The sequence below is a fragment of the Nocardiopsis sp. iso_238 genome (assembly GCF_056173325.1).
In genome coordinates this window covers 3,287,313-3,308,496 of the sequence record NZ_CM149668.1, presented here as the reverse complement: position 1 = coordinate 3,308,496, position 21,184 = coordinate 3,287,313, and the positions used below count along the sequence as shown (strand labels likewise).

At 73.2% G+C, this 21,184-nt stretch carries 17 protein-coding genes; 8 read left to right on the top strand and 9 right to left on the bottom strand.

Annotation, left to right across the window (positions count from 1 at the left end):
- Positions 1 to 42: 42 nt before the first annotated feature.
- Positions 43 to 606, bottom strand: a complete 564-nt coding sequence (locus AC0VYL_RS14855) for a snapalysin family zinc-dependent metalloprotease (protein ID WP_475453409.1) — start codon at positions 604 to 606, stop codon at positions 43 to 45.
- A 243-nt stretch (positions 607 to 849) separates the two neighbouring features.
- Between AC0VYL_RS14855 and AC0VYL_RS14850 the strand changes: the two genes are divergently transcribed.
- Both AC0VYL_RS14850 and AC0VYL_RS14845 read left to right on the top strand, forming a co-directional pair.
- Positions 850 to 1,563 carry a class I SAM-dependent DNA methyltransferase gene (locus AC0VYL_RS14850; RefSeq protein WP_475483516.1) on the top strand — a complete coding sequence of 238 codons (714 nt, stop codon included), beginning with the start codon at positions 850 to 852 and terminating at the stop codon, positions 1,561 to 1,563.
- Positions 1,564 to 2,035: 472 nt separating this feature from the next.
- Complete coding sequence (locus tag AC0VYL_RS14845; RefSeq protein ID WP_475480489.1) at positions 2,036 to 2,359, top strand: hypothetical protein; 324 nt, start codon at positions 2,036 to 2,038, stop codon at positions 2,357 to 2,359.
- On the opposite strand, the gene AC0VYL_RS14840 is transcribed toward AC0VYL_RS14845, so the two are convergent.
- Positions 2,346 to 2,966, bottom strand: coding sequence for a GNAT family N-acetyltransferase (locus tag AC0VYL_RS14840; RefSeq protein WP_475480488.1), 621 nt, complete (start codon positions 2,964 to 2,966; stop codon positions 2,346 to 2,348). The two genes, AC0VYL_RS14845 and AC0VYL_RS14840, sit on opposite strands and share 14 nt — an antisense overlap.
- The gene (locus tag AC0VYL_RS14835; RefSeq protein WP_475480487.1) at positions 2,959 to 3,582 is read right to left on the bottom strand and encodes a TetR/AcrR family transcriptional regulator; all 624 of its coding nucleotides are present in this window, start codon (positions 3,580 to 3,582) and stop codon (positions 2,959 to 2,961) included. The genes AC0VYL_RS14840 and AC0VYL_RS14835 overlap by 8 nt, the downstream gene beginning before the upstream one ends.
- Positions 3,583 to 3,714: 132 nt before the next feature.
- On the opposite strand from AC0VYL_RS14835, the gene AC0VYL_RS14830 reads away from it, so the two are divergent.
- Both AC0VYL_RS14830 and AC0VYL_RS14825 read left to right on the top strand, forming a co-directional pair.
- Entirely contained in the window at positions 3,715 to 4,641 is a 927-nt protein-coding gene (locus AC0VYL_RS14830) for a UTP--glucose-1-phosphate uridylyltransferase (protein WP_475480486.1), read from the top strand.
- 91 nt (positions 4,642 to 4,732) lie between these two features.
- The gene (locus AC0VYL_RS14825; protein WP_475480485.1) at positions 4,733 to 6,922 is read left to right on the top strand and encodes an NB-ARC domain-containing protein; all 2,190 of its coding nucleotides are present in this window, start codon (positions 4,733 to 4,735) and stop codon (positions 6,920 to 6,922) included.
- A 48-nt stretch (positions 6,923 to 6,970) separates the two neighbouring features.
- Here the strand turns inward: AC0VYL_RS14825 and AC0VYL_RS14820 are convergent, their stop codons facing one another.
- Positions 6,971 to 8,692, bottom strand: coding sequence for a translation initiation factor IF-2 (locus AC0VYL_RS14820; protein WP_475480484.1), 1,722 nt, complete (start codon positions 8,690 to 8,692; stop codon positions 6,971 to 6,973).
- A 109-nt stretch (positions 8,693 to 8,801) separates the two neighbouring features.
- Here AC0VYL_RS14820 and AC0VYL_RS14815 point away from each other — a divergent pair, with 109 nt between their 5' ends.
- Positions 8,802 to 9,362, top strand: a complete 561-nt coding sequence (locus AC0VYL_RS14815; RefSeq protein WP_475480483.1) for an AAA family ATPase — start codon at positions 8,802 to 8,804, stop codon at positions 9,360 to 9,362.
- Here the strand turns inward: AC0VYL_RS14815 and AC0VYL_RS14810 are convergent.
- Entirely contained in the window at positions 9,343 to 10,695 is a 1,353-nt protein-coding gene (locus AC0VYL_RS14810) for a PepSY-associated TM helix domain-containing protein (protein WP_475480482.1), read from the bottom strand. The two genes, AC0VYL_RS14815 and AC0VYL_RS14810, sit on opposite strands and share 20 nt — an antisense overlap.
- 150 nt (positions 10,696 to 10,845) lie before the next feature.
- Entirely contained in the window at positions 10,846 to 13,107 is a 2,262-nt protein-coding gene (locus AC0VYL_RS14805) for an ATP-binding cassette domain-containing protein (RefSeq protein ID WP_475480481.1), read from the bottom strand.
- Positions 13,108 to 13,178: 71 nt separating this feature from the next.
- On the opposite strand from AC0VYL_RS14805, the gene AC0VYL_RS14800 reads away from it, so the two are divergent.
- Positions 13,179 to 14,261 carry a helix-turn-helix transcriptional regulator gene (locus tag AC0VYL_RS14800; protein WP_475453384.1) on the top strand — a complete coding sequence of 361 codons (1,083 nt, stop codon included), beginning with the start codon at positions 13,179 to 13,181 and terminating at the stop codon, positions 14,259 to 14,261.
- Here AC0VYL_RS14800 and AC0VYL_RS14795 read toward each other — a convergent pair.
- Entirely contained in the window at positions 14,155 to 16,455 is a 2,301-nt protein-coding gene (locus AC0VYL_RS14795) for a penicillin acylase family protein (RefSeq protein ID WP_475480480.1), read from the bottom strand. The two genes, AC0VYL_RS14800 and AC0VYL_RS14795, sit on opposite strands and share 107 nt — an antisense overlap.
- Before the next feature lie 264 nt (positions 16,456 to 16,719).
- Between AC0VYL_RS14795 and AC0VYL_RS14790 the strand changes: the two genes are divergently transcribed.
- Entirely contained in the window at positions 16,720 to 17,466 is a 747-nt protein-coding gene (locus AC0VYL_RS14790; protein ID WP_475480479.1) for a thioesterase II family protein, read from the top strand.
- Between the two features lie 52 nt (positions 17,467 to 17,518).
- On the opposite strand, the gene AC0VYL_RS14785 is transcribed toward AC0VYL_RS14790, so the two are convergent.
- The gene (locus AC0VYL_RS14785) at positions 17,519 to 19,348 is read right to left on the bottom strand and encodes a glycoside hydrolase family 13 protein (RefSeq protein WP_475480478.1); all 1,830 of its coding nucleotides are present in this window, start codon (positions 19,346 to 19,348) and stop codon (positions 17,519 to 17,521) included.
- Positions 19,349 to 19,562: 214 nt separating this feature from the next.
- Between AC0VYL_RS14785 and AC0VYL_RS14780 the strand changes: the two genes are divergently transcribed.
- On the top strand, positions 19,563 to 20,084 hold the full coding sequence (locus tag AC0VYL_RS14780) for a GNAT family N-acetyltransferase (protein WP_475453375.1): 522 nt from the start codon (positions 19,563 to 19,565) through the stop codon (positions 20,082 to 20,084).
- Positions 20,085 to 20,175: 91 nt separating this feature from the next.
- Here the strand turns inward: AC0VYL_RS14780 and AC0VYL_RS14775 are convergent, their stop codons facing one another.
- Positions 20,176 to 21,054 carry an aldo/keto reductase gene (locus tag AC0VYL_RS14775; RefSeq protein ID WP_475480477.1) on the bottom strand — a complete coding sequence of 293 codons (879 nt, stop codon included), beginning with the start codon at positions 21,052 to 21,054 and terminating at the stop codon, positions 20,176 to 20,178.
- Positions 21,055 to 21,184: the final 130 nt, after the last annotated feature.

The window sequence follows — 21,184 nt, the reverse complement described above, 5'->3', positions numbered from 1 at the left end:
CAGGAGGAGGGCCGACGCAGCCGCGTCGGCCCTCCCGTGTCCCTAGTGGCGGTCGACCAGGAGCTGTCCGTCAGCGGCCTGCTGACCGGCCGGTCCGCCGCCGTAGTTGGCCTCGACCCGCGCCCGCTCGGAGGCGTTGGGCTGGGCGTTGGTGCAGCCCACGCCGCCGGTGGAGCCCGACATCAGGGAGGAGCAGGGGCCGGGCTTGGCGTCGGGCAGGCCCAGGCTGTGGCCCAGTTCGTGCGCGGCGATCCGCAGCGGGTCGTGGCCCTCGGCGGTGCCCTGGCGGCCCATCCAGACGGTGACCTGCCCGCCGGGACGCACCGGACCGAGGTGGGCGCGGGGCCAGCCGTCGTCAGCGATGACGCGGATCTCGGCGCGCTGCCCGGCGGAGGCGGGCTCCAGACGGACGTTGTCGACGCTGGAGTTCCACACGTCGACGGCCGAGGCGACGACCGAGGTGAACTCGGCGGCTTGGCTGGAGTCGTAGTAGAGGACGGTGGCGTTCCGGGCCTGCTCGGAGGCGCTCGCCGTGGCGGTGCCCGACAACGTGAGCGCCAGTGCGCTCAGCGCGACCAGGAGGGGTGTGAGGACGCGTCTCAGCATGGGGTCTCCCTGGGGTGAGGGTGCTGATGATCTTCGTGACCCGGTGGGGTCGCGCTGATGCTATGTGTAGTGACAAAGGACCACAAGGAGGGCAGAACGCTAAGATTCCGCAGTGCGGAGACGGGTCCGGAAATCCTCTGGCGCTCGGAGGCGGACCGGCGTTACCGTGCCCGGATGACTGACGTTGAACCGGCACCGGAGCCCCACGAACCGTCCGCGCCGTCCCCGGTGTGGGACGCCGAGATGGCGAGTTCCTACGACACCCCTGGTGAGGGCATGTTCGCCCCCGGGGAGGTGGACCCCGCCGTGGCGGCGCTGGCCGCGCTCGCGGGTAACGGCGGGGCCCTGGAGTTCGCGGTCGGCACCGGGAGGATCGCCGTGCCCCTGGCCGCCCGGGGTGTCCCCGTCACCGGTGTCGAGCTGTCCCCGGCGATGGTCGAGCGGCTGCGCGCCAAGGCCGACGAGGCGACCATCCCGGTGGTGGTCGGTGACATGGCCGCCACGCGGGTCCCCGGCGACTACGCGCTGGTGTACCTGGTCTACAACACGATCTCGAACCTGCTCACCCAGGCCGAACAGGTCGAGTGCTTCCGTAACGCCGCCCGCCACCTCGGGCCCGGCGGACGGTTCGTGGTGGAACTGGGCGTGCCCAGCCTGCGGCGGCTTCCTCCCGGCCAGGACGGCCTGGTGTTCGCCCACCGGGACGGGTACGTGGGGCTGGACACCTTCGACCTCGAACACCAGCACCTGGTCTCGCACCACATCCGGTTCGAGAAGGGCGGCGAGCCCAGCGTGATCCGGGTGAAGCAGCGGTACGTGTGGCCGTCCGAACTCGACCTCATGGCGCAGATGGCCGGCTTCGGGCTGGAGTCCCGGCACGCCGACTGGAAGGGCGCCCCCTTCACCGGGGACTCCCACTCGCACGTGTCCGTCTACCGGTTGCCCGAACGGGCCTAACCACCCCGTCGTACTCCGGGGCGACCACGCCGGTCCGGCCGAGGAAGGGGCCTGACCTGGCCGCCGGAACCAGGATGGAGTGCGGCCCTCGGATGGGGAGCCTGCGTGGAGCAGCGGATTCGGGTGCGCAGGGTCCAAGACCGGGGCGCCCCGGCCGGATCCGGACGGGATCGACCACCACCGGCGGCTCCACGAGGGCTAACGGGACCACCTGGGCTTCGACGTCGCCGCGCACACCCTGTTCGTCCGGGGCAGCTCCCGGGTCTTCCGTGAACAGGGTGCCGCGCTGCGTCCGCTCAGCGAGGAGGGGCCTGCCACCGGTACCGGGATCAGCTCACCTCGGGCCTGTGGACTCTCTGAGGGAGTTGTCCACAGCCGGGAACCACCCGCTTGTGGCCGTCGCACCCGCCGCGCAGACTGGAAACCGGGGTGAACACGCCCCCCTCGCACCCTCCGAGCAGTAGGGACGGCCATGCCGGAACCCATCTTCGACACGCACGCCTGCCTCGACTCCATCGTCCTGTACACGTCCAGGGCCCAGGAGTGCCGGGACTTCTACAACGCGCTCGGTCTGGCCTTCGGGGAGGAACCCGACCCGGACGGGCCGAGCCGCTACTCCAGCAGGCTTCCCCTGGGACCCGTCCTGGAGATCCACCCGGCCCCCGACAGTCTGCGGGCCAGCGACCTCCGGCTGAGCCTGGCCCTGGACGTGACCGAGACCGACCCGCCGCTCTCCCGGGGCGAGCACCTGCTGACCGATCCCGACGGCCGCAGGGTGGCCGTCACCGTGCTGTAGTGAGCCTCATGGACACGTACGCGTGGAACCCGCTCCGCCGGGAGTGGCTGACCCCGCGCCGTTTGTACTCGCGGAAGCCGAGGTGTTCGTAGAGCCCGAGGGCGGGCGCGTTGTTGTCCTTGATGTCCTCCAGCGTGTACTCGTCGTACCCGGGCAGGGCGAGGAGGTGGTTCAGGACGGCCTTGGCGGCCCCTCGGCCACGGAAGCGCCGCGCGCTGGCGACGAAGCCGATCTCGGCGCGGCCGGGCCTGGACCTGGTGGCGCCACCCTGGAAGTGCGTCCGGAACACCCGGTCCGCGATGGTCCCCTTGACCAGGCCCAGATGCCCGCGCAGCGTGCGGGCGTCGTGGTCGATCGCCTCCTGGTCGCCCTCGGTGAGGCTGGCCAGCGCCGCGGGCCGCCCGTCGATCAGCGCCACGTGGAAGCGCTCCAGTACCAGCATGTGCTCGACGGCCTCGGTGAGCCGGGCCGGGTCCTTGGCGAAGTACGCCAGATCATCACCGAACCCCTCGACGAACACCTCCGCGATCGCCCTCCGGTACGCCTCGCCCAGCTCGTCGCCGCGCCTGACCTCGATCACCACCGGTTCCCCGGTTCCGTCAACCATCGTTTCCCTCCTTGAGGAGCAGACCCATCACCGTGGACGTACTCGGCAGCACACACCGCTCACCCAGGGCGGACCGCATCGTCACCAGACCGTCCAGCAGGGCGAAGTAGCAGGTCGCCAGCTCGGCGGCGGGGCCGCGGCGCAGCGCGCCGCCGGACTGCCCGCGCTCCACCAGTTCCACGGTCGCGGCGAGCAGTTCCGTGTTCCGGGTGACCAGCGCGAGTACGGCGGGCGTCCCTCCCTCCGGAGAGTTCCCCTGTGTGAACGCCTGGTGCATGAGCTGGAAGAACTCGACGAAGTCCCCGGTTCCGGCCAGGTCCGACAGGAACTCCTCCGTGAACGCCCGCAGGGACTCCACGGGGTCCCCCGGCCCCCGGAACAGCGCCACGACCTCCCCCATCCCGGCGGCGGCCTCGGTGACGAGGTCCTCGAACAATTCCTCCTTGGTGGTGAAGTGACGGTAGATGGAGCCGGTACTGATGCCCGCCTCCTCCGCGATCCGCCGCATGTTCACCGCCGCGAACCCCTGACGCGCGAACAGCTGAACGGCGGCGGAGCGCACCCGTTCGCGGGTGGCGGCGCGCATCGCCTCGTGCTGTTCCGGACTCCGTGGCATCGAACCTCCGATTTTTGAATGAACACATGTTCATTCTATACCGGTGCGCACCCGGCCCTGTCCTCCGTGCCCGCCGACGATCGCGCGGATACGATCGGCCTCCACCGCACCAGCCACGACCAGGGGAGACACATGACCAGGACGATCCGACGCGCCGTGATCCCCGCGGCCGGTATGGGATCGCGGCTGCTGCCGCTCACCAAGGCCACCCCCAAGGAGATGCTCCCGGTCGGTGACAAGCCGGTCATCGAGCACACCGTCCGCGAACTCGTCTCCTCCGGCATCACCGACATCACGATCGTCGTCTCCGGCGGCAAGTCCCTCATCCAGGACCACTTCCGCCCCGACCCGGCCCTGGTCGCACGCCTGCGCGGCGACGGCAAGCAGGAGTACGCCGACGCCGTGGAGGAGGTCGCGGAGCTGGCCCGCCTGGGGCACATCACCTACCTGGACCAGCACGGCCCCTACGGCAACGGCACCCCGGTCCTGAACGCCTACCGGGACGCCCGCGACGAACCGACGCTCGTCCTGTGGCCCGACGACGTCTTCGTCGCGGACGTCCCCCGCGCCCAGCAGCTCGTGAGTGCCCACGAGCGCACCGGCCACCCCGTTCTCGCCCTCATGCCCATGGACCGCGAGGAGTCCCGCCGCTACGGGGTGCCCCGGGTGGCGGAGGACCTCTCCGAGGGGCTCCTGCGCATCTCGGGGCTGGTCGAGAAGCCCAAGCCCGAGGACGCGCCCTCCGCCTACGCCGCCATCGGGGGCTACGTGGTCACGCCCGACATCGTCGACCAGCTGCGCGCCCAGACCGAACGCTGGTACACCCACCGCACCGGCGAGATCTACCTGACCGACGCCATCAACGCCCACGCCGCCGACCACCCGGTCTACGGGCAGGTCATCCAGGGGCGCTGGTACGACACCGGCAACCCCGCCGACTACCTGGTCGCCCAGTTCGCCTCCGCCCTGGCCCACCCCGAGTACGGCCCGCTCCTGCGCCGCCTGGCCTCCGACCCCGGAACCCCGTCCGGACGACCGGAAGCGGACACCGTCGGGTGACCGGGCCCCCGCCTGACGGCGGGCCCCTAGGATCGTCGGAGGCCATGACCACCCGTCGCGCCCGCGCGAAACCACCCCCAGGAGGCCAGCGGTGCCGGAATCCCACCGGAACGACCTGTCGGGACACGCGGACGCCGCGGTCCAGGCCCGGAGCGTCGGCAGCGTCCACTTCGGGGAGCCCCGGCCGCCCGCACCGCCCCACCAGGCACCCTCCGCCGACCGCAGGTTCACCAACCGGGTGGACGACCTCGTCCGGCTGGACGCCCTCGCCGCCGAGGTCCGGCGGGACCGCCGGGGCGCGCTGGCCCTGCTCCTGGGGGAGTCCGGGATCGGCAAGAGCGTCACCCTCGCCGAGGTCGGCGCCCGCCTGTCGGACCGTTTCGAGGACGGGGTCCTGTACCGGGACCTCGACACCTGGCGCGACCGTGAGGGCAACCTCGACCTCGCCGGAGTCCTGCGCGGCCTCCTCCAGGACCTCCACGTGCGGGACGTGGACGCGGAGACCGACGTCAACGTCCTCATCGGCCGTCTGCGAGGGGTGACCGCGGGAAGGCACCTCCTGCTGCTCCTGGACGGCGCCGCCAGCGACACCGAGATCGACCACTTCCCGCTCGGGTCGGGACCGCACCTGGTCGTGGCCGCCTGTGAGGAGGGCTTCGCCGGAGCCGCCGGGCGGATCGCCCGGGGCGCGGAGGCCCTCACCCTGCGCTCCCTGCCCGAGGCCGACTCACTCAGCCTGTTCCGCTCGTTCCACGCGGTCGACCGACGCATGTCCGACCGCGTGGAGTACGAGGCCGCCACCCGACTCGTGCGACTCTGCGGCGGACTGCCCTCGGCCATCCGCATGGCCGCCGGGCACGTGGACGCCCAGGGCCTGAGCATCAGCGCGCTGGTCGACGCCGTGGTCGCCCGTCAGCGGTCCACGGTCCCGCCGCTGGCGGGGGTGGACGCCGTCATCGACGTGGCCCTGTCCGGACTGGGCGCGGACGACCTGGAGTTCCTGAAGTTCCTGTCCGCCTATCCGGGCCGATCCTTCCCCGCCGAACTGGGTCACGCGGCGGCGGGGGAACGGGCCCCTGAGGTCATGGGCAGGCTCACCGACGCCAGCCTGCTCCACCCGGAGACCGGCGCCGGGAGGGGGATCGTCGAACTCGTCCGCGACCGGGTGCGCGAGGGCTCCACGGAGCGCTGGAGGTTGAACGCCGCCGCCGTCCTGCGGTTCTTCACCGTCACCCACCACCTGGCGGACCGGGCCAGCCTCGGCGAACGCCACCGCCTGACCAACGCGCTGGACACCGCCGAACTGACCGTCGCGCCCGCCGACCACCGGCTCCCCTTCGGCCGCAGGAGCGAGGCGGCCGACTGGCAGGACCGGAACCTGGCACACGTCCCCGCCCTCATGCGGCTGGCCCACGAACTCGACAACCCCGTCGCCGTCCTGGTCCTGGCCGACGCCGTGTGGCCCGCCTGCCACGGCAGACGCCGCCTGGAGATCGGCACGCGCGTCTACGGACACGCCCTGGAAGTGGCCCGCCAGACCGGACAGCGGAGCGCCGTCGCGCGCTGCGCCGTCTACCTGGCCCGCGTCCACGCCGAGCTGGGCCAGGGTGAACGCGCCGCCGCCCTGGTGGCGGAGGCGGCCCGGGCGGCGGAGGGGTCGGAGCCGGACCAGGCCGTGGTGCTGGAGACCCAGGGACTCCTCCGGGGCCGCTTCCCCGAACTGGAGGGGCGGGCCGGTCCGGGGTCGGAACGGAGCCCGGAGGAACTGCTCACCCGGTCCCGGGACATCCACCGGCGCGCGGGTCGTCCGCGCGGTGACGCCCTCCAGACCTACCAGCTGGGAGAGCAGGCCCGGCGCGGGGGAGACGCGACCCTGGCGGAGACGGAGCTGCGGGAGGCCGAGCGGATCGCCGACCACCGGCTGGCCGTGCTCTCCCGCGACGGGGGAGGACGCGAGACGGACTGGGCGATCCACGACTGGGAGCTGCTGCGTGCCCGGGTGCGACTGGCACGGGCCCGCGCACTGGCCGACCTGAACCGCCTCGACGAGGCCGAGACCGGGGCCGACGCGGCCAGGATCGTCTTCGAGGAACTGGCCGAACCGGTCAAGCAGGTCCAGGCGGCGCGGGCCCTGGCCGCTGTCGCGGAGCGGCGGGGAGAGAGCTCCCGGGCCCGCGCGCGGCTCGCCTGGGCACTGAAGATCACCGAGTACTACCACCTCGACGGCGTCGCCCAGCGGATCTCCGAGGACCTCCGGGGCCTCACCGCGCCGGAGGACTGACCCGCACCGACCGGTTGACCCGTCGCCCGGCTGACCCGCCCGCGCCGGTCAGCCCGGGGCCACCTCAACATCCCCTAGGAAGCCCAGTTCCCGCGGGGGGGGGGGGTACGCCCTCAGGTGCAGGGTGCGCCCGCCCAGGCGGACCTGAACGCGGTGGTGCCAGCGGTGCCACGGCAGGCCCTCGCGGGCCCAGCCCACGGCGGCGGCCGCGACGACCGACGCGTCGACCCACGGACGGACGCCGTCCGCGTGGCGCACCCGCATCGCGGCGCCGGAACGGTGCATCAGCAGCACCGACCCCTCACCGAGCGCGGCGACGGCCAGCAGGGTCTTCGGGTAGGTGTCGACCCGCTCCTTCAGCCAGGCCACCGCCTCCTCCTCCGTGCGGCCCCGGCGGTTCGACCACGCGTCGGTCGAGCCCCAGCGCGGCATCACCGCGTCCTCGGCGTCCACCACCAGCGGGCGCACGGCCGACCTGCCCGCCCGCGGCAGGGGAGCCCCGGCGGGGTAGCGGCGCAGACACACCTCGGTCCCGCCGGTGGCGGGTTCCGCAACGTCCGGTGAGGGACGGTCCACCCGGAGGTCCACGCGCCAGGCCGTGACGTCGTCGGGGGAGTCGGGCAGGTCCGGCAGGGGCCGGTAGTACGCGGTCCGCTCCGGTTCGGGCAGGTCGAGCAGGGAGTACAGGAGCGACCGCAGCCGGGGAGCGGACTCGGCGCGGTGCTCCATGAGCAGGTCGGAGACCGGGGGCACCGGCATCCGCACGACGTCCTCCACCTGGTCCGCCACGCCCGCCGGGGTCAGCCTCGGCAGCGCCGCGCCGAACTCCAGCAGCGGGGAGCGCGGGTCCAGGTCGCCGGTGGAGAACGCGGCGAGCAGCACCGGCCGTCCCAGGGCCGCGGCGTAGTAGGTCACCGATCCCACGTCACCGACGACCAGGTCGGCGGCGACGAGCGCGGCCCGCCACCCCTCGGCCGGGGGGACCAGCACCAGCCCGGCCTCGATCTCGTCGGCGAACCACAGCTCCAGCTGGGCCCGGCCGTGCTGACTCCACACGTTGGGATGCGCGACCAGCGCCACCCGGTACTCGTCGCAGGGGAGTTCGGCGAGCAGTCGGCGCACGACCTCTCGCCGCGCACCCAGCAGCGACCCCCGGTTCCAGGTGGAGGAGACCACCACGAGCCGACGTCCGTCCAGGTGCAGGGCGGCCCGGTAGCGTTCGCGGCGCCCCAGGGCGGCGAGCATCCGGTCGAAGGCCGGGTCCCCGACGACCGCGCCGCGCCCTTCGGCCTCGGGGCACGACTCGTGCAGGCGGTCCTCCTGCTCCCGGTGGGCCAGCACGAACCGTTCGGCGATCAGCCGTCCCTCGTGTACGAGTTCGGACGCGTCCAGTCCGGAGGCGTTCGACAGTGATCCGGGGCCGTCCCCCACGCGGCGGTTGTGTCCGGCACCGTGCGGCATGAGCACCAGGGGTGCCTTGATCCGGTGCAGGTCGCCCTTGGCGCTGGCGGCCAGGGCCAGGTCGAACCGGTCCGACCCCGCGACCGCCTCGTCCCAGGGCAGCAGGTCGACCCCGGCGGCGCTGAGCAGGGGTTCGATCCCCGCCTGGGAGGCCGAACCGGGGGTGACCGTGAAGGTCACGCCCACCCGGTCGTCACCGAACAACCCGACCACGTCCAACAGGCGTCCGGCCGCCGGGACGCTGCGCACGACCGCCAGGACCTCGCGGTCGGGGGTGACGGTCGCCCACACGTCGGTTGGGTGCTTCATGCCAGGTTCTCTAGTCGTCGCGCCCGGATGATCCCGGTTCGGCAGGTCAGCCTACGGGAACCGCGTCCCGGCCCCGAAACCCGACCGTCGCCGCGAGTAGTCTGCGCGCATGCTGCTGCTCATCAACGGTCCCTTCGGCGGCGGGAAGACCACCACCGCCGAACTGCTGGTCGAACGGGTGCCCCACAGCCGTCTCCTGGACCCCGAGGAGATCGGCTTCATGCTCCGCCACCTGCTGCCCGACCACCCCGGAGACTTCCAGGACCTGCCGCCCTGGCGCGCCCTGTTCGCCACCGTCGCCGCCCAGGTGCACGCCTTCACCGGCCAGACCCTCGTCGCCCCGATGAGCGTCCTCCGCCGGGAGTACGCGGAGGAGATCCTCCGCGGCCTGTACGCCGAGGGACTGGAGGTCCGCCGGGTCCTGCTGCGTCCCGACCGCGCCACCCTGGCCGCGCGCATCGCGGCCCACGACGTCGCCCCGGGCCACCCCGAGCTCAACGAGGACGCCCGGGCCTTCCGGCGGTCCAGGGTCGACCCGTTCTACCAGGCCGAACAGGAGTGGTTGGGCACGTGGGCGGACCTGGCCGTCGACAACACCGACCTCACCCCGGCCCAGGTGTGCGACCGGGTGCTGCGGCGGTTCCCCGAACTCACCCCGAACCGGACCTGAGCCGCCCGGTACCCCCGGAGAACCGGCCGACCACGACGTCGACCACCAGGAAGGCCAGCAGCGACACCCCCAGAACGGGCAGGGCCAGACCGACCCCGGCGCAGACCAGAACGACCGCGGCCCTCAGGGGCCGGGACAGTGCCAGGAAGGAGCCGCGCGGGTACGGGCGCCCCAGCGCCCAGGCTCCGCCGCGCGTCGGCCTGCGCTGCCACCACATGCGGTAGCCCAGGGCGATCACCCAGATCAGCCCGCCGCAGACCGCCGTGAGGACGAGCTGGTTGGGCACGCCGAACAGCAGCCCCATGTGGGCGTCCACACCCCAGCGGCTGAGTTTGGCCATGAGCGGGTGGTCCTCGAAGCGGACGACGTCCACGACCTCACCGGTGTCCTGGGCGACGGCGACCGAGTCCGCCTGGGTCGGCCAGGAGCGTTCGAGCTGGGTGACCACGTAGGGGGAGGTGTGGTCGGCGGGCAGGTCGACGGTGACCCGCCCGTCGAGCCCGGCCTCCCGGGCGCTGGCCAGGACCGCGTCCGGGCCGACGTCCACCCCGGGGCTGGCTGAGGGGACCTGGGTGGAGACCGCCGGAGTGGTCCAGGACATCCGCTCACGCAGATCGGAGACGTTCGACCCCGCGAACTGGGACCAGGTCAACCCGGTGGCGGACAGGAACAGCAGAGCCAGGAGGACCCATGCCCCCACGGTGGCGTGCAGGGAGACCGAGCGCGCCCGCCCCGCCCGCTGGCGACCGCGTCGGCGCCGGGCGACCCACAGCGCCAGGCCGCCCAGGGCGACCACCCCCAGCCAGCTCGCGGCGAGTTCGCTGTACAGCCGACCGACGTCACCCAGGTGCAGCTCCCGGTGGAGCAGGTCGATCCAGGTGCGCACCGGCAGCGCGCCGCTGGTCCCGTAGCTCTCGGACACCCCCAGGACCTCGCCCGCGTGGGGGTCGACGAACACCGTCGTGCGCGCCCCGGTACCGCTCTCGGCCAGGTCCATCAGCACCCACGTGGAGTCCTCGGGGGCGGTGGCCGGGCGTACCGAGTGCACGGCGGCGTCGGGCACCTCCGCCCGGGCGATCCGCACCTGTTCGGCCAGGGGCAGGGACCCCTCGGCGGCGGGGACCCTCAGCTGGTCGGCGTAGAGCGCCTGTTCGACCTGGGGCGTCCACACGTACAGCAGCCCGGAGACCGTCGCCACCAGGAGGAAGGGCGCCACCAGCACACCCGCGTAGAAGTGCAGCCGCATCACCAGCGGCCTGAGCTGGTTCCACACGCCTGGCCCGGGCGGGGGCGCCCCGTCCTCGGTCACGGGCTTCGTGCTCGCCGGTTCCATGGGTCTCCTCCGCCGTCGCCGTTCCGGTCGACAGTGACGTCGTTCGGAGGGCCCCGGGAGTTCCCGCGACATCCGCATCATTCGGGGGACTCCGGGCCCGGCCGACCGCCCCCGCGGCCGTCGGGCGGCCCGGTCGGAGGGCGCCCGGAGTCATCCGGCCAGGTGGGCGCGCAGGGCGTCCGCGGTCGCCCCCTTCCCTGCGGCGGCCATCCGCGCGGGCGTCCCCTCGAACACCACACGGCCGCCCTCGTGTCCGGCGCCGGGGCCGAGGTCCACCACGTGGTCGGCGGCGGCCACCACGTCCATCCGGTGTTCGACGACCACCACCGTCGCCCCCGCGTCCACCATCCGGTCGAACAGGGCGACGAGCCCGGCCACGTCGCCGCCGTGCAGACCGGTGGTGGGTTCGTCCAGCACGTACAGCCGCGCGGGCTCCGCCAGCTCACGGGCCAGCCGGAGGCGCTGGCGCTCCCCGCCGGAGAGCGTGTCCAGGGACTGCCCCAGCCTCAGGTAGCCCAGCCCGACCCGCTCCATCCGGTCCAGCGACTCCGCGACCGGCCCCTCGAAGACCTCCCGGACGCGTGCCGCCGTCAGCGCCAGCACGTCCGCGATGGTGCGGCCGTCCAGGGTGTACGACAGCGCCCGGTCGTTGAACCGCAGCCCTCGGCAGTGCTCGCACACCGTCTCGACGTCGTCGAGGAAGGCGAGGTCGGTGACGATCACCCCGCGCCCCCGGCAGGTCGGGCAGGCCCCGGTGGAGTTGGCGCTGAACCAGCCGGACGCCACCCCGTTGGCCCGGGCGAACAGTGTGCGCAGGGTGTCCTGGATCCCCAGGTAGGTCGCGGGAGTGGACCGGGGGCCGCCGTGCAGCGATCCCTGGGTGAGCACCACCGCGTCCGGGCGTACCCGGGGCAGCTCCCCGTGGACGAGTGAGCTCTTGCCCGACCCCGCCACCCCGGTCACCGCCGTCAGTACTCCGGTGGGGACGAACACGTCGATCCCGCGCAGGTTGTGCAGACGGGCGTCGCGGACCTCCACCGATCCGACCGGGGTACGGGTACGGGACCGCACCGAGCGGGGCTGGCGCAGGTAGCGGCCGGTGGGGGTGGGCGCGCGGCGCAGCCCCTCCACCGAGCCCTCGTAGACGACGCGGCCGCCCTCGTGTCCGGCGCCGGGGCCGAGGTCCACCACGTGGTCGGCGGCCGCGATCACGTCCGGGTCGTGTTCCACCACCAGCACCGTGTTGCCCTTGTCTCGTAGGCGGCGCAGCAGGGCGGTGAGCCGGTGCACGTCGGCGGGGTGCAGCCCGGAGCTGGGTTCGTCCAGCACGTAGGTCAGGCCGGTCAGCGCGCCGCCCAGGTGCCGGACGAGTCGCACCCGCTGGGCCTCGCCGCCGGACAGGGTGGCCGAGTGCCGGTCCAGGCTGAGGTATCCAAGTCCGACCTCCTCCAGCCCGCGCAGGCGCTCCAGCAGGGCCGAGGTCACCGGGGCCACGCGCGGGTCGTGGATGGCGGCGACCACCGGGCCGAGCCGGGAGACCGGCATGGCGGCCAGTTCGGCGATGTTGTGCCGACCGATCCGGCAGGCCAGCGCGGCCCGGTTCAGCCGTGCGCCCCCGCACTCGGGGCAGGGGCCGCGCCACACCACCCGTTCCAGTTCGTCGCGGTCCCGCGGGTTGACAGACTCCGCGTCCAGCAGGCTGCGGGTGATGCGGGGGACCACCCCCTCGAACACCCCGGTGACCGGGAACTCCGGGTCCGGGTCGGTGAGCCTGAGCCCCTCGGCGTGCAACAACAGGTCGCGTTCCCTGGCGGTGTAGCGGCCCACCGGCTTCTCGCGGTCGAACAGCCCGGCGTGCACGTAGCGCTTCCACCGCCAGGTTCCCGGCGCGAAGGTGCGCAGCCGGATGGCACCCTCGTCCAGTGAGAGGGAGTCGTCCAGGAGGGCTTCGGCGTCGATGCGCCGCAGGGTGCCCAGACCCTGGCAGTCCGGGCACATGCCGCTGGGGTCGTTGAACGAGAAGGCGGGTGAGTAGCCCGCCCAGGGCCGGCCGATCCGGGAGAACAGCAGTCGCAGGAGCGGTGCGAGGTCGGTGGCGGTGCCCAGGGTCGAGCGCGCGTTCCCGCCGAACCGCCTCTGGTCCACGGCGAGCGTCACGGTGAGGTTCTCCAACCGGTCCGCGTCGGGCACGCCCAGGTGGGCCATCCGGCTGCGGGTGAAACTGTCGTGGGCCTCGTTGAGCTGACGCTGGGACTCGGCGGCGATGGTGCCGTACACCAGGGACGACTTGCCCGACCCCGACACTCCGGTGAAGACGACGAGTCGTTCCCTGGGCAGGGTCAGGTCCACCCCGCGCAGGTTGTTCTCACGGGCCCCGGTCACGGTGATGCCTGGTGTGGATGTGGTGCTCATGGCGGTCACACTAGATCGGATTGTGGCCAGAAACCGGCCACAACTGCTCGGTGGTCGGGGAGAATGCTGGTATGGCCGACACCAGTCAGCGCATGCTGCGCCTGCTCTCCCTGCTCCAGAACGGACGGGCCTGGTCCGCCGCCGCCCTCACCGAGGCGCTGGGCACCAGCCCCCGGTCCATGCGGCGCGACATCGACCGCCTGCGCGAGCTCGGCTACCCGGTGGAGAGCCTGCGCGGTCCCGGCGGCCACTACCGTCTGGTGGCGGGCAACGCCGTGCCACCGCTGATGTTCGAGGACGACGAGGTGGTCACCGTGGCACTGGGGCTGCGGATGGTCGCGGGCGGGCTCAGCGGCGTCCAGGGCGCGGAGGAGGGCGCGGAGCGGGCCCTGGGCAAGATCGAACGGGTGCTCCCCTCGCGTCTGTCCCGCAGGGCCAGCACCCTGGCGTCGGCGGTGGAACCCGGGCGGAGCGTGTGGCCCGGAGCCTCGGTCGACGTGCTCACCGGGCTGAGTGAGGCGGTCGCCGCGGGACACCGGATCCGGATGAGCCACCGGGGTCGCGACGGGCGGGAACTCCGCCGCCACGTGGACCCCTACCGGCTGGTCCTGCTGCGACGGCGCTGGTACCTGTTCGCCTGGGACCGCGACCGAGGGGACTGGCGCTCCTTCCGGCTGGACCGCATCACCGACATCACCCCGACCCGCGCCGCGTTCACCCCCAGGGCGCTCCCCGCCGAGGACCTGGCCGCGCACCTGGAGGAGGGGTTCGGTCCGGGCCGGGAGCGGCACTCCGTCACGGTTCTCTTCCACGCCTCGGCGGCGGAGGTGGCCGCCCGTCTCACCCGGGTGGACGGCTCGCTGGAGGCGGTCGGCCCCGACCGCTGCCGGTACGTGGCCCTCGTGGACTCCTACGAGTGGATCGTCATCGTGCTGGCCCTGGCCGGTCTGGACTTCACCCTGGAGGCGCCGGAGGAGTTCGTCGCGCGCACCGCCGAGCTCGCCACCCGGCTCGGGCGGGCGGTGCCACCCGAGGCCCGGGGGCCGCTCACGGCGCGGGCGGGAGCAGGTGGAGGGTCGAGACGCGGTGCCGGTCCACGGCCGCGCGGGAGTAGAGCAGCGGGAAGTGACGGCCCCGAGCCCACAGGTCGGTGAGGTCGTCGTGGTGGGGGCTGCGCGGGTCACCGGACTGGCCGGGGGCGTTGACCGCCACGGACCCGTCCCAGGCGTCCACGTCCACCACGATCCGGAAGGACGCGCCGTGGTACTGGCGGCCGGAGGAGTCCGCCGCGGTCAGGTCCACGGTGTCCGCGCTGCCCGGACGCGCGACACGCCGTCCCCGGGCCCACAGCGGAGGGTCCGGAAGCGCGGCGAGGGGGTGGTCCAGCCGGGCGAAGTGGTGCTCTCCCCAGTGCCAGGCCGGACCGGGGGGACCGAGCCGCCCGGTCAGGTCCCGGTGGGCCGCCCCCAAGGAGCGCGCCACCAGCGCGCGTCCCCGCTCACTGAGGACCGCCTCCGCCAGCAGGCGCATGGTCACGCGCGGGTCCGCAGCCCGGTCCGCATCGGGGGTGAGGGCCGCCACCGCCGCCTCGACGCGGTCGGGGGCGACCAGCTCCAGCAGGCGCTCACGCAGCAGTGCGGGACGCAGACGGTGCGCGAACCAGTGCTCGAACAGGGTGGGCTGGGGCAGGTCGACCGCCATGGTCCCGTCCCAGCCGCCGGCCCTCAGCAGTCCCAGGGCCCGCGCGGTCCCCGGGTCGGTGTCCGGTAGTGCGTCGAGCACCCCCAGGGCGGCGCGCGCGACCGGGCTCAGGTGGTCTCCCTGGAGGCGGCAGGCGTCCTCGACGGACCAGTCGGCGCGTGCGGACAGCTCCGCCGCGATGCGTTCGTGACGCAGCGGGGCCGCCCAGTCCCGGGTCACGGTGAACGGGTCCCAGTCCGGGGCCCGGTGCGTGTTGTACTCGTTGGCGGAGGCGAACCACCCCTGTTCGGGCCGGTGCACGGCGGGCAGGCCGGTGTGGAAGCCCGCCCACTCGTGGCTTCCGTCACCGGGTACGGGCAGCGAGCCGTCCCAGTTCGGGCGTACGGGGACCCGGCCCGCCGCGATCCAGCCGATCCCCTCCGCGTCGGCGTACACCTGGTTCTCACCGGGCGCGCCCCACACCCGCAGGGCGTCGCGGAAGTCCCGGCTGTTCCGGGCCCGCATGTACTGGACGCTGCCCAGGTAGGGCGCCATACCGGGACCCAGCCAGGCGGCGCGTACGGCGAAGGCGGCGTTCCGCTCGGGGTCGGAGCGTACAAGCGGTCCGTGCACGGTGAACTCCAGCCGCACCTCGCGGTCGGGGCCGCCCCGCACCGGGACGCGCTCGGTGACCGTATCCAGCTCCCGCCAGCCGCCGCGGTGCCGGTACCGGCCGGGGTCGTCCGGGTGGAGTTCGTAGACGTACAGGTCCTCCTGGTCGATCGGGAAGATGGTGAGACCGAAGGCGACGTGTCCGTTGTGTCCGATGGACACCCCGGGCAGGGCGGGCTCGCCCGCACCGATCACGTCGAACTCCGGGCAGGTCAGGTGGGTGACGTAGCGCAGTGCCGGGGCGCCGACCGCCCGGTGGGGGTCGTTGGCCAGGATCGGGCGGCCGGTGGCGGTGCGCTCGGCGCCGATCACCCAGTTGTTGCTGCCGTCGGGTTCGAGGGGGGCGGTGGACGGCGCGGCGCCCGACAGGTCCAGGGGCGCGCAGGCCAGCCGGTACACGTCCAGGACCCCGGGGTGGAGGACGTCCAGGTCCAGGCCCGCGGGTACGCGCAGGGGCCCTTCGGGTTCGCGGACCGCGCGCAGGTCCTCGGCTCCGGGGCCGAAGTCGCGGAGGGTGAGGGCGCGGGCGAGCTCCTTCTCCACGTTGGCGTAGAGGCCGTGGGAGCGGATCCGGGCCAGGTCCTCGGGAGCCCAGCGGTCGGGGGTGAACCCGAGCTCGGCGAACTCCGGTCCGAGCAGCGCGGGCTCGCGTTCGGTGAGGGCGACGTAGGCGTTGATTCCCGAGGTGAAGAGCTCGGCGGTCCTGCGCACGCCCTCGCCGTAGGCGGCCCACTCGGCCTCCATGTCACCCCGGTAGAGGAAGAGCCGGGCCGCGCGGTCGCGTTCCAAGTACCCGTCGCCCAGGACCTCGGAGAGCAGGCCGAGGCCGCGGCGCCGCCACAGGTCGAGCTGGAACAGCCGGTCCCGGGCGGCGGTGAAGCCTTGGGCGACGAACGCGTCGTCGGCGCTGGCCGCGCGCACGTGGGGGACGCCCCACCGGTCGCACACCACCTCGACCGGTGAGGCGAGCCCGTCGACGACGTGGGTGTGTTCCATGCGGACCTCTCGGTGCGGGGCGTGGGCGGGGCGCCGGAGGCGCGGGTGGTTCGTACCCTTCGTTGGCCTTTGTCACCGCGCGGAGCGGGAAGGTTTCCCTTCACGGCGGAGTCGGGGGACCCGCCGTGGGCGAGGGGCGGCGCCCGGACGCGGGTGTGGCCGTGCTCACGCGGGGGAGCGGGCCGGGTTCTCCGGGTTACCCGAAGCTCATTACCGACTGGTAGGTTCGCGTGGTTACCCATCGGTAGAAAGGAGGGGAGAGCCGTGCACGAGGGCGCCCTGAACCGGCTCAGACCCGTACCCCACAGCCGGTTCCGGCTCTTCGTCCTCCACCACGCGGGCGGCTCCCACCTGGGCTACCGGGGCTGGGTCCGCCACTTCCCCGAGGACTGGGAGATCTGCCTCCTGGACGCGCCCGGACGCGTCCGCAGCGCCCACGAGCCGCCCCTGCGCGACGCCGACGCCCTGGCCGAGCGCATGCACGAGGTGATCCGTCCCGAGCTCGACCGGCCCTTCGGCCTCTTCGGCCACAGCATGGGCGCACTGGTCGCCTACGAACTCACCCTCCGCCTGACCGACGCCGGGACCCCGCCGGTCTGGCTCGGTGCCTCCGCGTGGAGCCCGTCGCCCGGACCCGAACGCGCCGAACCCCGTCACCTGGTCTCCGCCGACCGCCTACGCGAGACCATCGCCCGCATGGGCGGCACCCCCCGGCGGGCCCTGGACGACCCCGACCTGTGGTCCTTCGTCGAACCCCTGGTCCGCGCCGACCTGCAACTGGTCGACACCTGGAGCCCCGACCCCCGGACCCCGCCCCTGCGGGTCCCGCTCTCGGTCTTCGGCGGCGCGCGGGACCAGGGCATGACACCCGAACGCCTCGCGGGCTGGTCCGACCACGTCGAGGGCGGCTTCGCCCACCACACCCTGCCCGGCGACCACTTCTACTTCACCGGTCGCACCGTGGACGTGGTCACCCGCATCACCCAGGACGTGGAGCCCCTCCTGGGGTGAGGCCCGGCTCCGCCGGTCCGGGCACGGGGCGGGCGCCCCGTGCCCGGACGCGTCAGCCCTGCGAACGGGTGCCGACCGCGAACAGGTAGCCGGGGCCGTCGGCGGACAGCGCCACCGGGTCACCCAGGCGAACCCGCACCGCGCCGTCGCTCTCCACGACCTCCAGCCCCGCCGCGTCCAGATCGCCGGGGGCGGCGACCCGTTCCCCGTGCGGCCCGTCGGTCAGGTGCACCAGCACCACCTGGTCGCCCAGCGTCCGCAGGAACGTCATGTGGTGCTCGCCCGCGTCGAGCCAGCGCAACCCGCCCTCCTGGAGCGCGGGGAGGTTCCGGTGCAGGGTGAGCAGGCGCCGATGGGAGTCCAGGACCCGCCGGTCCCAGTCCTGGGGGCGGTGCCAGGGCATCGTGCGGCGGGAGTTCTCCCCGTCGCGCCCCTCCAGCCCGATCTCGTCCCCCGCGAACACGAACGGCACACCCGGTAGCGCCGCCTGTGCCGCCACGCCGACCGCCTGCCGGAGCGGGTCGCCCACCACGGTGCGGAACCGGGCGGAGTCGTGAGTGCTCAGCGCGTTGACGCTGTGGGTGCGCACCCGCCAGGGCAGCCCCGCGTTGGTGGCCCGTATCGCCCGCACCGCCTCGACCGCCCCGCTGCTGGGCAGCGGCGCCGACGTGTGCGTGGCCGCGTACCGGACCCCCTCCGGCCCGGTGTTCAGCCAGGCCCACACCGGCCGCGTGAACCCGGCGTAGTTCATCACCCCGTGCCAGCCGTCGTGGCGGGTGTCGGGTCCCGCGTCGTAGAAGTGCTCGGCCAGCAGCCAGGCCCGCGGGGCGGCCTCGCGCATCCGTGCGGCGATCTCGCCGGACACCTCGTGGTTGACGTCCTGGCTCCCCAGGCGCCCGGTCATGTTGGCCACGTCGATCCGCCAGCCGTCCAGGCCCTCCTCGCCGCCCAGCCGGTTCACCAGGACGGAGTCGTCGGCACCGTAGACGCGCTCGCGCAGGGCGGCCGAGGAGTAGTCGAGCTTGGGCAGCGAACGCACGCCCAGCCAGCTCACGTAGCTCTCAGGGTGCTCCTCGAAGTAGTAGTACCCGGCCTCCTCCGAGTCCGGGTCGGTCCGGGCGGCCAGGAACCACTCGTGCTCGTCACCGGTGTGGTTGGTGGTGAGGTCGCCCATCACCCGCATGCCGCGCGCGTGCGCCTCGCGGGTCAACGCGAGCAGCGCCTCGTCGCCGCCGAGCAGCGGATCCACGCGGTCGAAGCTGGAGGCGTCGTAGCGGTGGGTGGAGCGGGCCGGGAAGAACGGGGTCAGGTACAGCACCCGGGCTCCGATCTCCTCCAGGTGGTCCAGGTGGCGGCGGACCCCCTCCAGGGTGCCGCCGTAGTACTCGCCGGGCGCGGCCGGGCCGAACCCCGAGGGTTCGTCGTCCCAGGCGCGCGGCACCGCCCACTCCGGGTGCTCGGCGAGGGGTTCCACGGAGTCGTCGTCACGCGCGAAGCGGTCCGGGAAGACCTGGTAGACGGTGGTCCCCGGGACCCAGGAGGGCGGGTTGGGCGCGTTCACCAGCCGGAAGTCGGCGTCGTCGGTGACCTCGTGGTCGTGTGCGCCCTCCTGGTTGAGCCAGGTGTAGCGGCGGTCGCGCACGATCGCGAAACGGTAGGGGGTCGCCACGGGCTGGAGGGGGATCTCCACCGCGAACCAGCCCACCCCGTTCGCGGTGCCCTCCGGTTCCGCCTCGACCAGCCCCGCCTCGCCGTCCTCCACCACGTACGCGTACACGGCGTCGGCGCCGCCGGGCACCCGGACCCGAAGCCGAGCCCGGTCGCCGTCGAGGGTGACGTAGTCGGGGGACCCGTCGTGGTGGGGGTCGTGGCTGAAGAGCATGTGGGACTCCAGGTGCCGGAGGGAAAGTGCACGTCACATGATGGCAAGAAAACGTCGCGAATGCGAAAGTTTTTGCGCACTGTTCTTGCAGGGTGGCGGTGTTGCGCATCCCTCGCGGCCCCAGGCCCCTTCCCCCGTCGCGGTTTCCGTCGCGGGGGCAGTCTCTTGCTCCGCACCCCTGTCCCGCCGGATTCTTCCGGGTTACCGTTGGTATATGAGCCTTGAGCTGCCAACCGAACGACTCCTGATCAGGGAGTGGGAGCTGGGCGATGCCGACGCGGCCCTCCAGATCTACGGGGCCGAGGAGGTCGCGCACTGGCTGACACCGGAATGGCACCCGGTGACCGACATCAGCGCGATGCGCTCCGTGCTCCACGCGTGGATCGAGGCGGGACCGAACCTGATCCCACCCGCCGGGCGCTGGGCCATCGTCAACGAGAAGGACGGACAACTGGTGGGAGGGCTGTCCCTTAAGCTCCTCCCGCCCTTCGAGGAGGACTTCGAACTCTCCTGGGTGCTGCGTCCGGACGTGTGGGGGCGGGGCTACGCCACCGAGGCGAGCCGGGCCATCATCGACTGGGCGTTCAGCCAGGGGATCGAGGAGGTGTTCGCGGTCGCGCGCCCCCACAACGAGCGGGCGATCGCCGTGGCGCGCCGACTCGGGATGGAATGGGTCGGTGAGACCGAGAAGTACTACGACATGCGCCTCCAGGTGTTCCGCATGCGCCCCGGTTGATCCGGGAGCCCACGGCCGCCCGTGCGAACGGACGGCCACACGGGCGCGGCCCAGCGAAGGACTCCTCCGCTGGGCCGCCCCCGTGTCCGGATCAGGACAGGAGCTGGCTGATCCGCTCGACCTCCTCCTCGGACAGCCGCACCGCGGCCGCCGCCGTGTTCTCCTCCAGGTGGGACACCCGCGAGGTGCCCGGGATCGGCAGCATCACGGGGGAGCGGTGCAGCAGCCAGGACAGGGCGAGCTGGACCGGGCTCACCCGGTGCTGGGCGGCGATCCCGGCCAGAGGGGAGTCGGTCGCCGCCATCTCGCCCCGGCCGACCGGCGCCCACGGCAGGAAGGCGATCCCGTCCTTCTCGCACTGCTCCAGGACGTCCTCGGACTGGCGGAAGGACGGCGCGTACTGGTTCTGCACCGAGGCGATCGGGGTGATCGCGCGGGCCGCCGACAGCTCGTCCACGCTCACCTCGCTCAGCCCGATGTGCCGGACCTTGCCCTCCCTCTGGAGGTCGGTGAGCACACCGAGCTGGTCGGCCAACGGCACCTCGGGGTCGATCCGGTGCAGCTGCATCAGGTCGATGCGCTCCACCCCCAGGTTGCGCAGGCTCAGCTCCACCTGCTGCCTCAGGTACTCGGGGCGCCCCAGCCGGTGCCACTCCGAGGGTCCGGTGCGCACGAAGCCGGCCTTGGTGCCGATGACCAGGTCGTCCGCGTACGGGTAGAGCGCCTCGCGGATCAGCCGCTCACTGATCTGGGGGCCGTAGGAGTCGGCGGTGTCGATGAAGTTCACCCCGAGCTCGGCGGTCCGGCGCAGGACGGCCAGGGCCTCGTCCCGGTCGCGGGGCGGTCCCCACACCCCCTCGCCGACGATCCTCATGGCGCCGAACCCCAGGCGGTGGACGGGCAGGTCTCCTCCGAGGAGGAGGGTGCCCGCCTGTTCTGCGACGGGGGGAGTGGTGTGTGCGTCGGTCACGGTCTTCCTTCCACTGCGGCACGACGGCCGGGTTCGTGCCATGGTGCCAGGTCGGTGCGGGTGCGGCTCGTGTCCGCCGCCCCGTGTCGCCCTGGCCGGGGACCGCAGGATTCCAGGTGGCGCGGGGGCG

What these genes read in the sequence shown, in the direction of transcription:
- AC0VYL_RS14785 (WP_475480478.1), bottom strand. Translation starts at nt 19,348, where the DNA reads ATGCTCTTCAGCCACGACCCCCACCACGACGGGTCCCCCGACTACGTC.
- AC0VYL_RS14805 (WP_475480481.1), bottom strand. Translation starts at nt 13,107, where the DNA reads ATGAGCACCACATCCACACCAGGCATCACCGTGACCGGGGCCCGTGAG.
- AC0VYL_RS14800 (WP_475453384.1), top strand. Translation starts at nt 13,179, where the DNA reads ATGGCCGACACCAGTCAGCGCATGCTGCGCCTGCTCTCCCTGCTCCAG.
- AC0VYL_RS14820 (WP_475480484.1), bottom strand. Translation starts at nt 8,692, where the DNA reads ATGAAGCACCCAACCGACGTGTGGGCGACCGTCACCCCCGACCGCGAG.
- AC0VYL_RS14845 (WP_475480489.1), top strand. Translation starts at nt 2,036, where the DNA reads ATGCCGGAACCCATCTTCGACACGCACGCCTGCCTCGACTCCATCGTC.
- AC0VYL_RS14815 (WP_475480483.1), top strand. Translation starts at nt 8,802, where the DNA reads ATGCTGCTGCTCATCAACGGTCCCTTCGGCGGCGGGAAGACCACCACC.
- AC0VYL_RS14810 (WP_475480482.1), bottom strand. Translation starts at nt 10,695, where the DNA reads ATGGAACCGGCGAGCACGAAGCCCGTGACCGAGGACGGGGCGCCCCCG.
- AC0VYL_RS14840 (WP_475480488.1), bottom strand. Translation starts at nt 2,966, where the DNA reads ATGGTTGACGGAACCGGGGAACCGGTGGTGATCGAGGTCAGGCGCGGC.
- AC0VYL_RS14835 (WP_475480487.1), bottom strand. Translation starts at nt 3,582, where the DNA reads ATGCCACGGAGTCCGGAACAGCACGAGGCGATGCGCGCCGCCACCCGC.
- AC0VYL_RS14855 (WP_475453409.1), bottom strand. Translation starts at nt 606, where the DNA reads ATGCTGAGACGCGTCCTCACACCCCTCCTGGTCGCGCTGAGCGCACTG.
- AC0VYL_RS14850 (WP_475483516.1), top strand. Translation starts at nt 850, where the DNA reads ATGGCGAGTTCCTACGACACCCCTGGTGAGGGCATGTTCGCCCCCGGG.
- AC0VYL_RS14795 (WP_475480480.1), bottom strand. Translation starts at nt 16,455, where the DNA reads ATGGAACACACCCACGTCGTCGACGGGCTCGCCTCACCGGTCGAGGTG.
- AC0VYL_RS14830 (WP_475480486.1), top strand. Translation starts at nt 3,715, where the DNA reads ATGACCAGGACGATCCGACGCGCCGTGATCCCCGCGGCCGGTATGGGA.
- AC0VYL_RS14780 (WP_475453375.1), top strand. Translation starts at nt 19,563, where the DNA reads ATGAGCCTTGAGCTGCCAACCGAACGACTCCTGATCAGGGAGTGGGAG.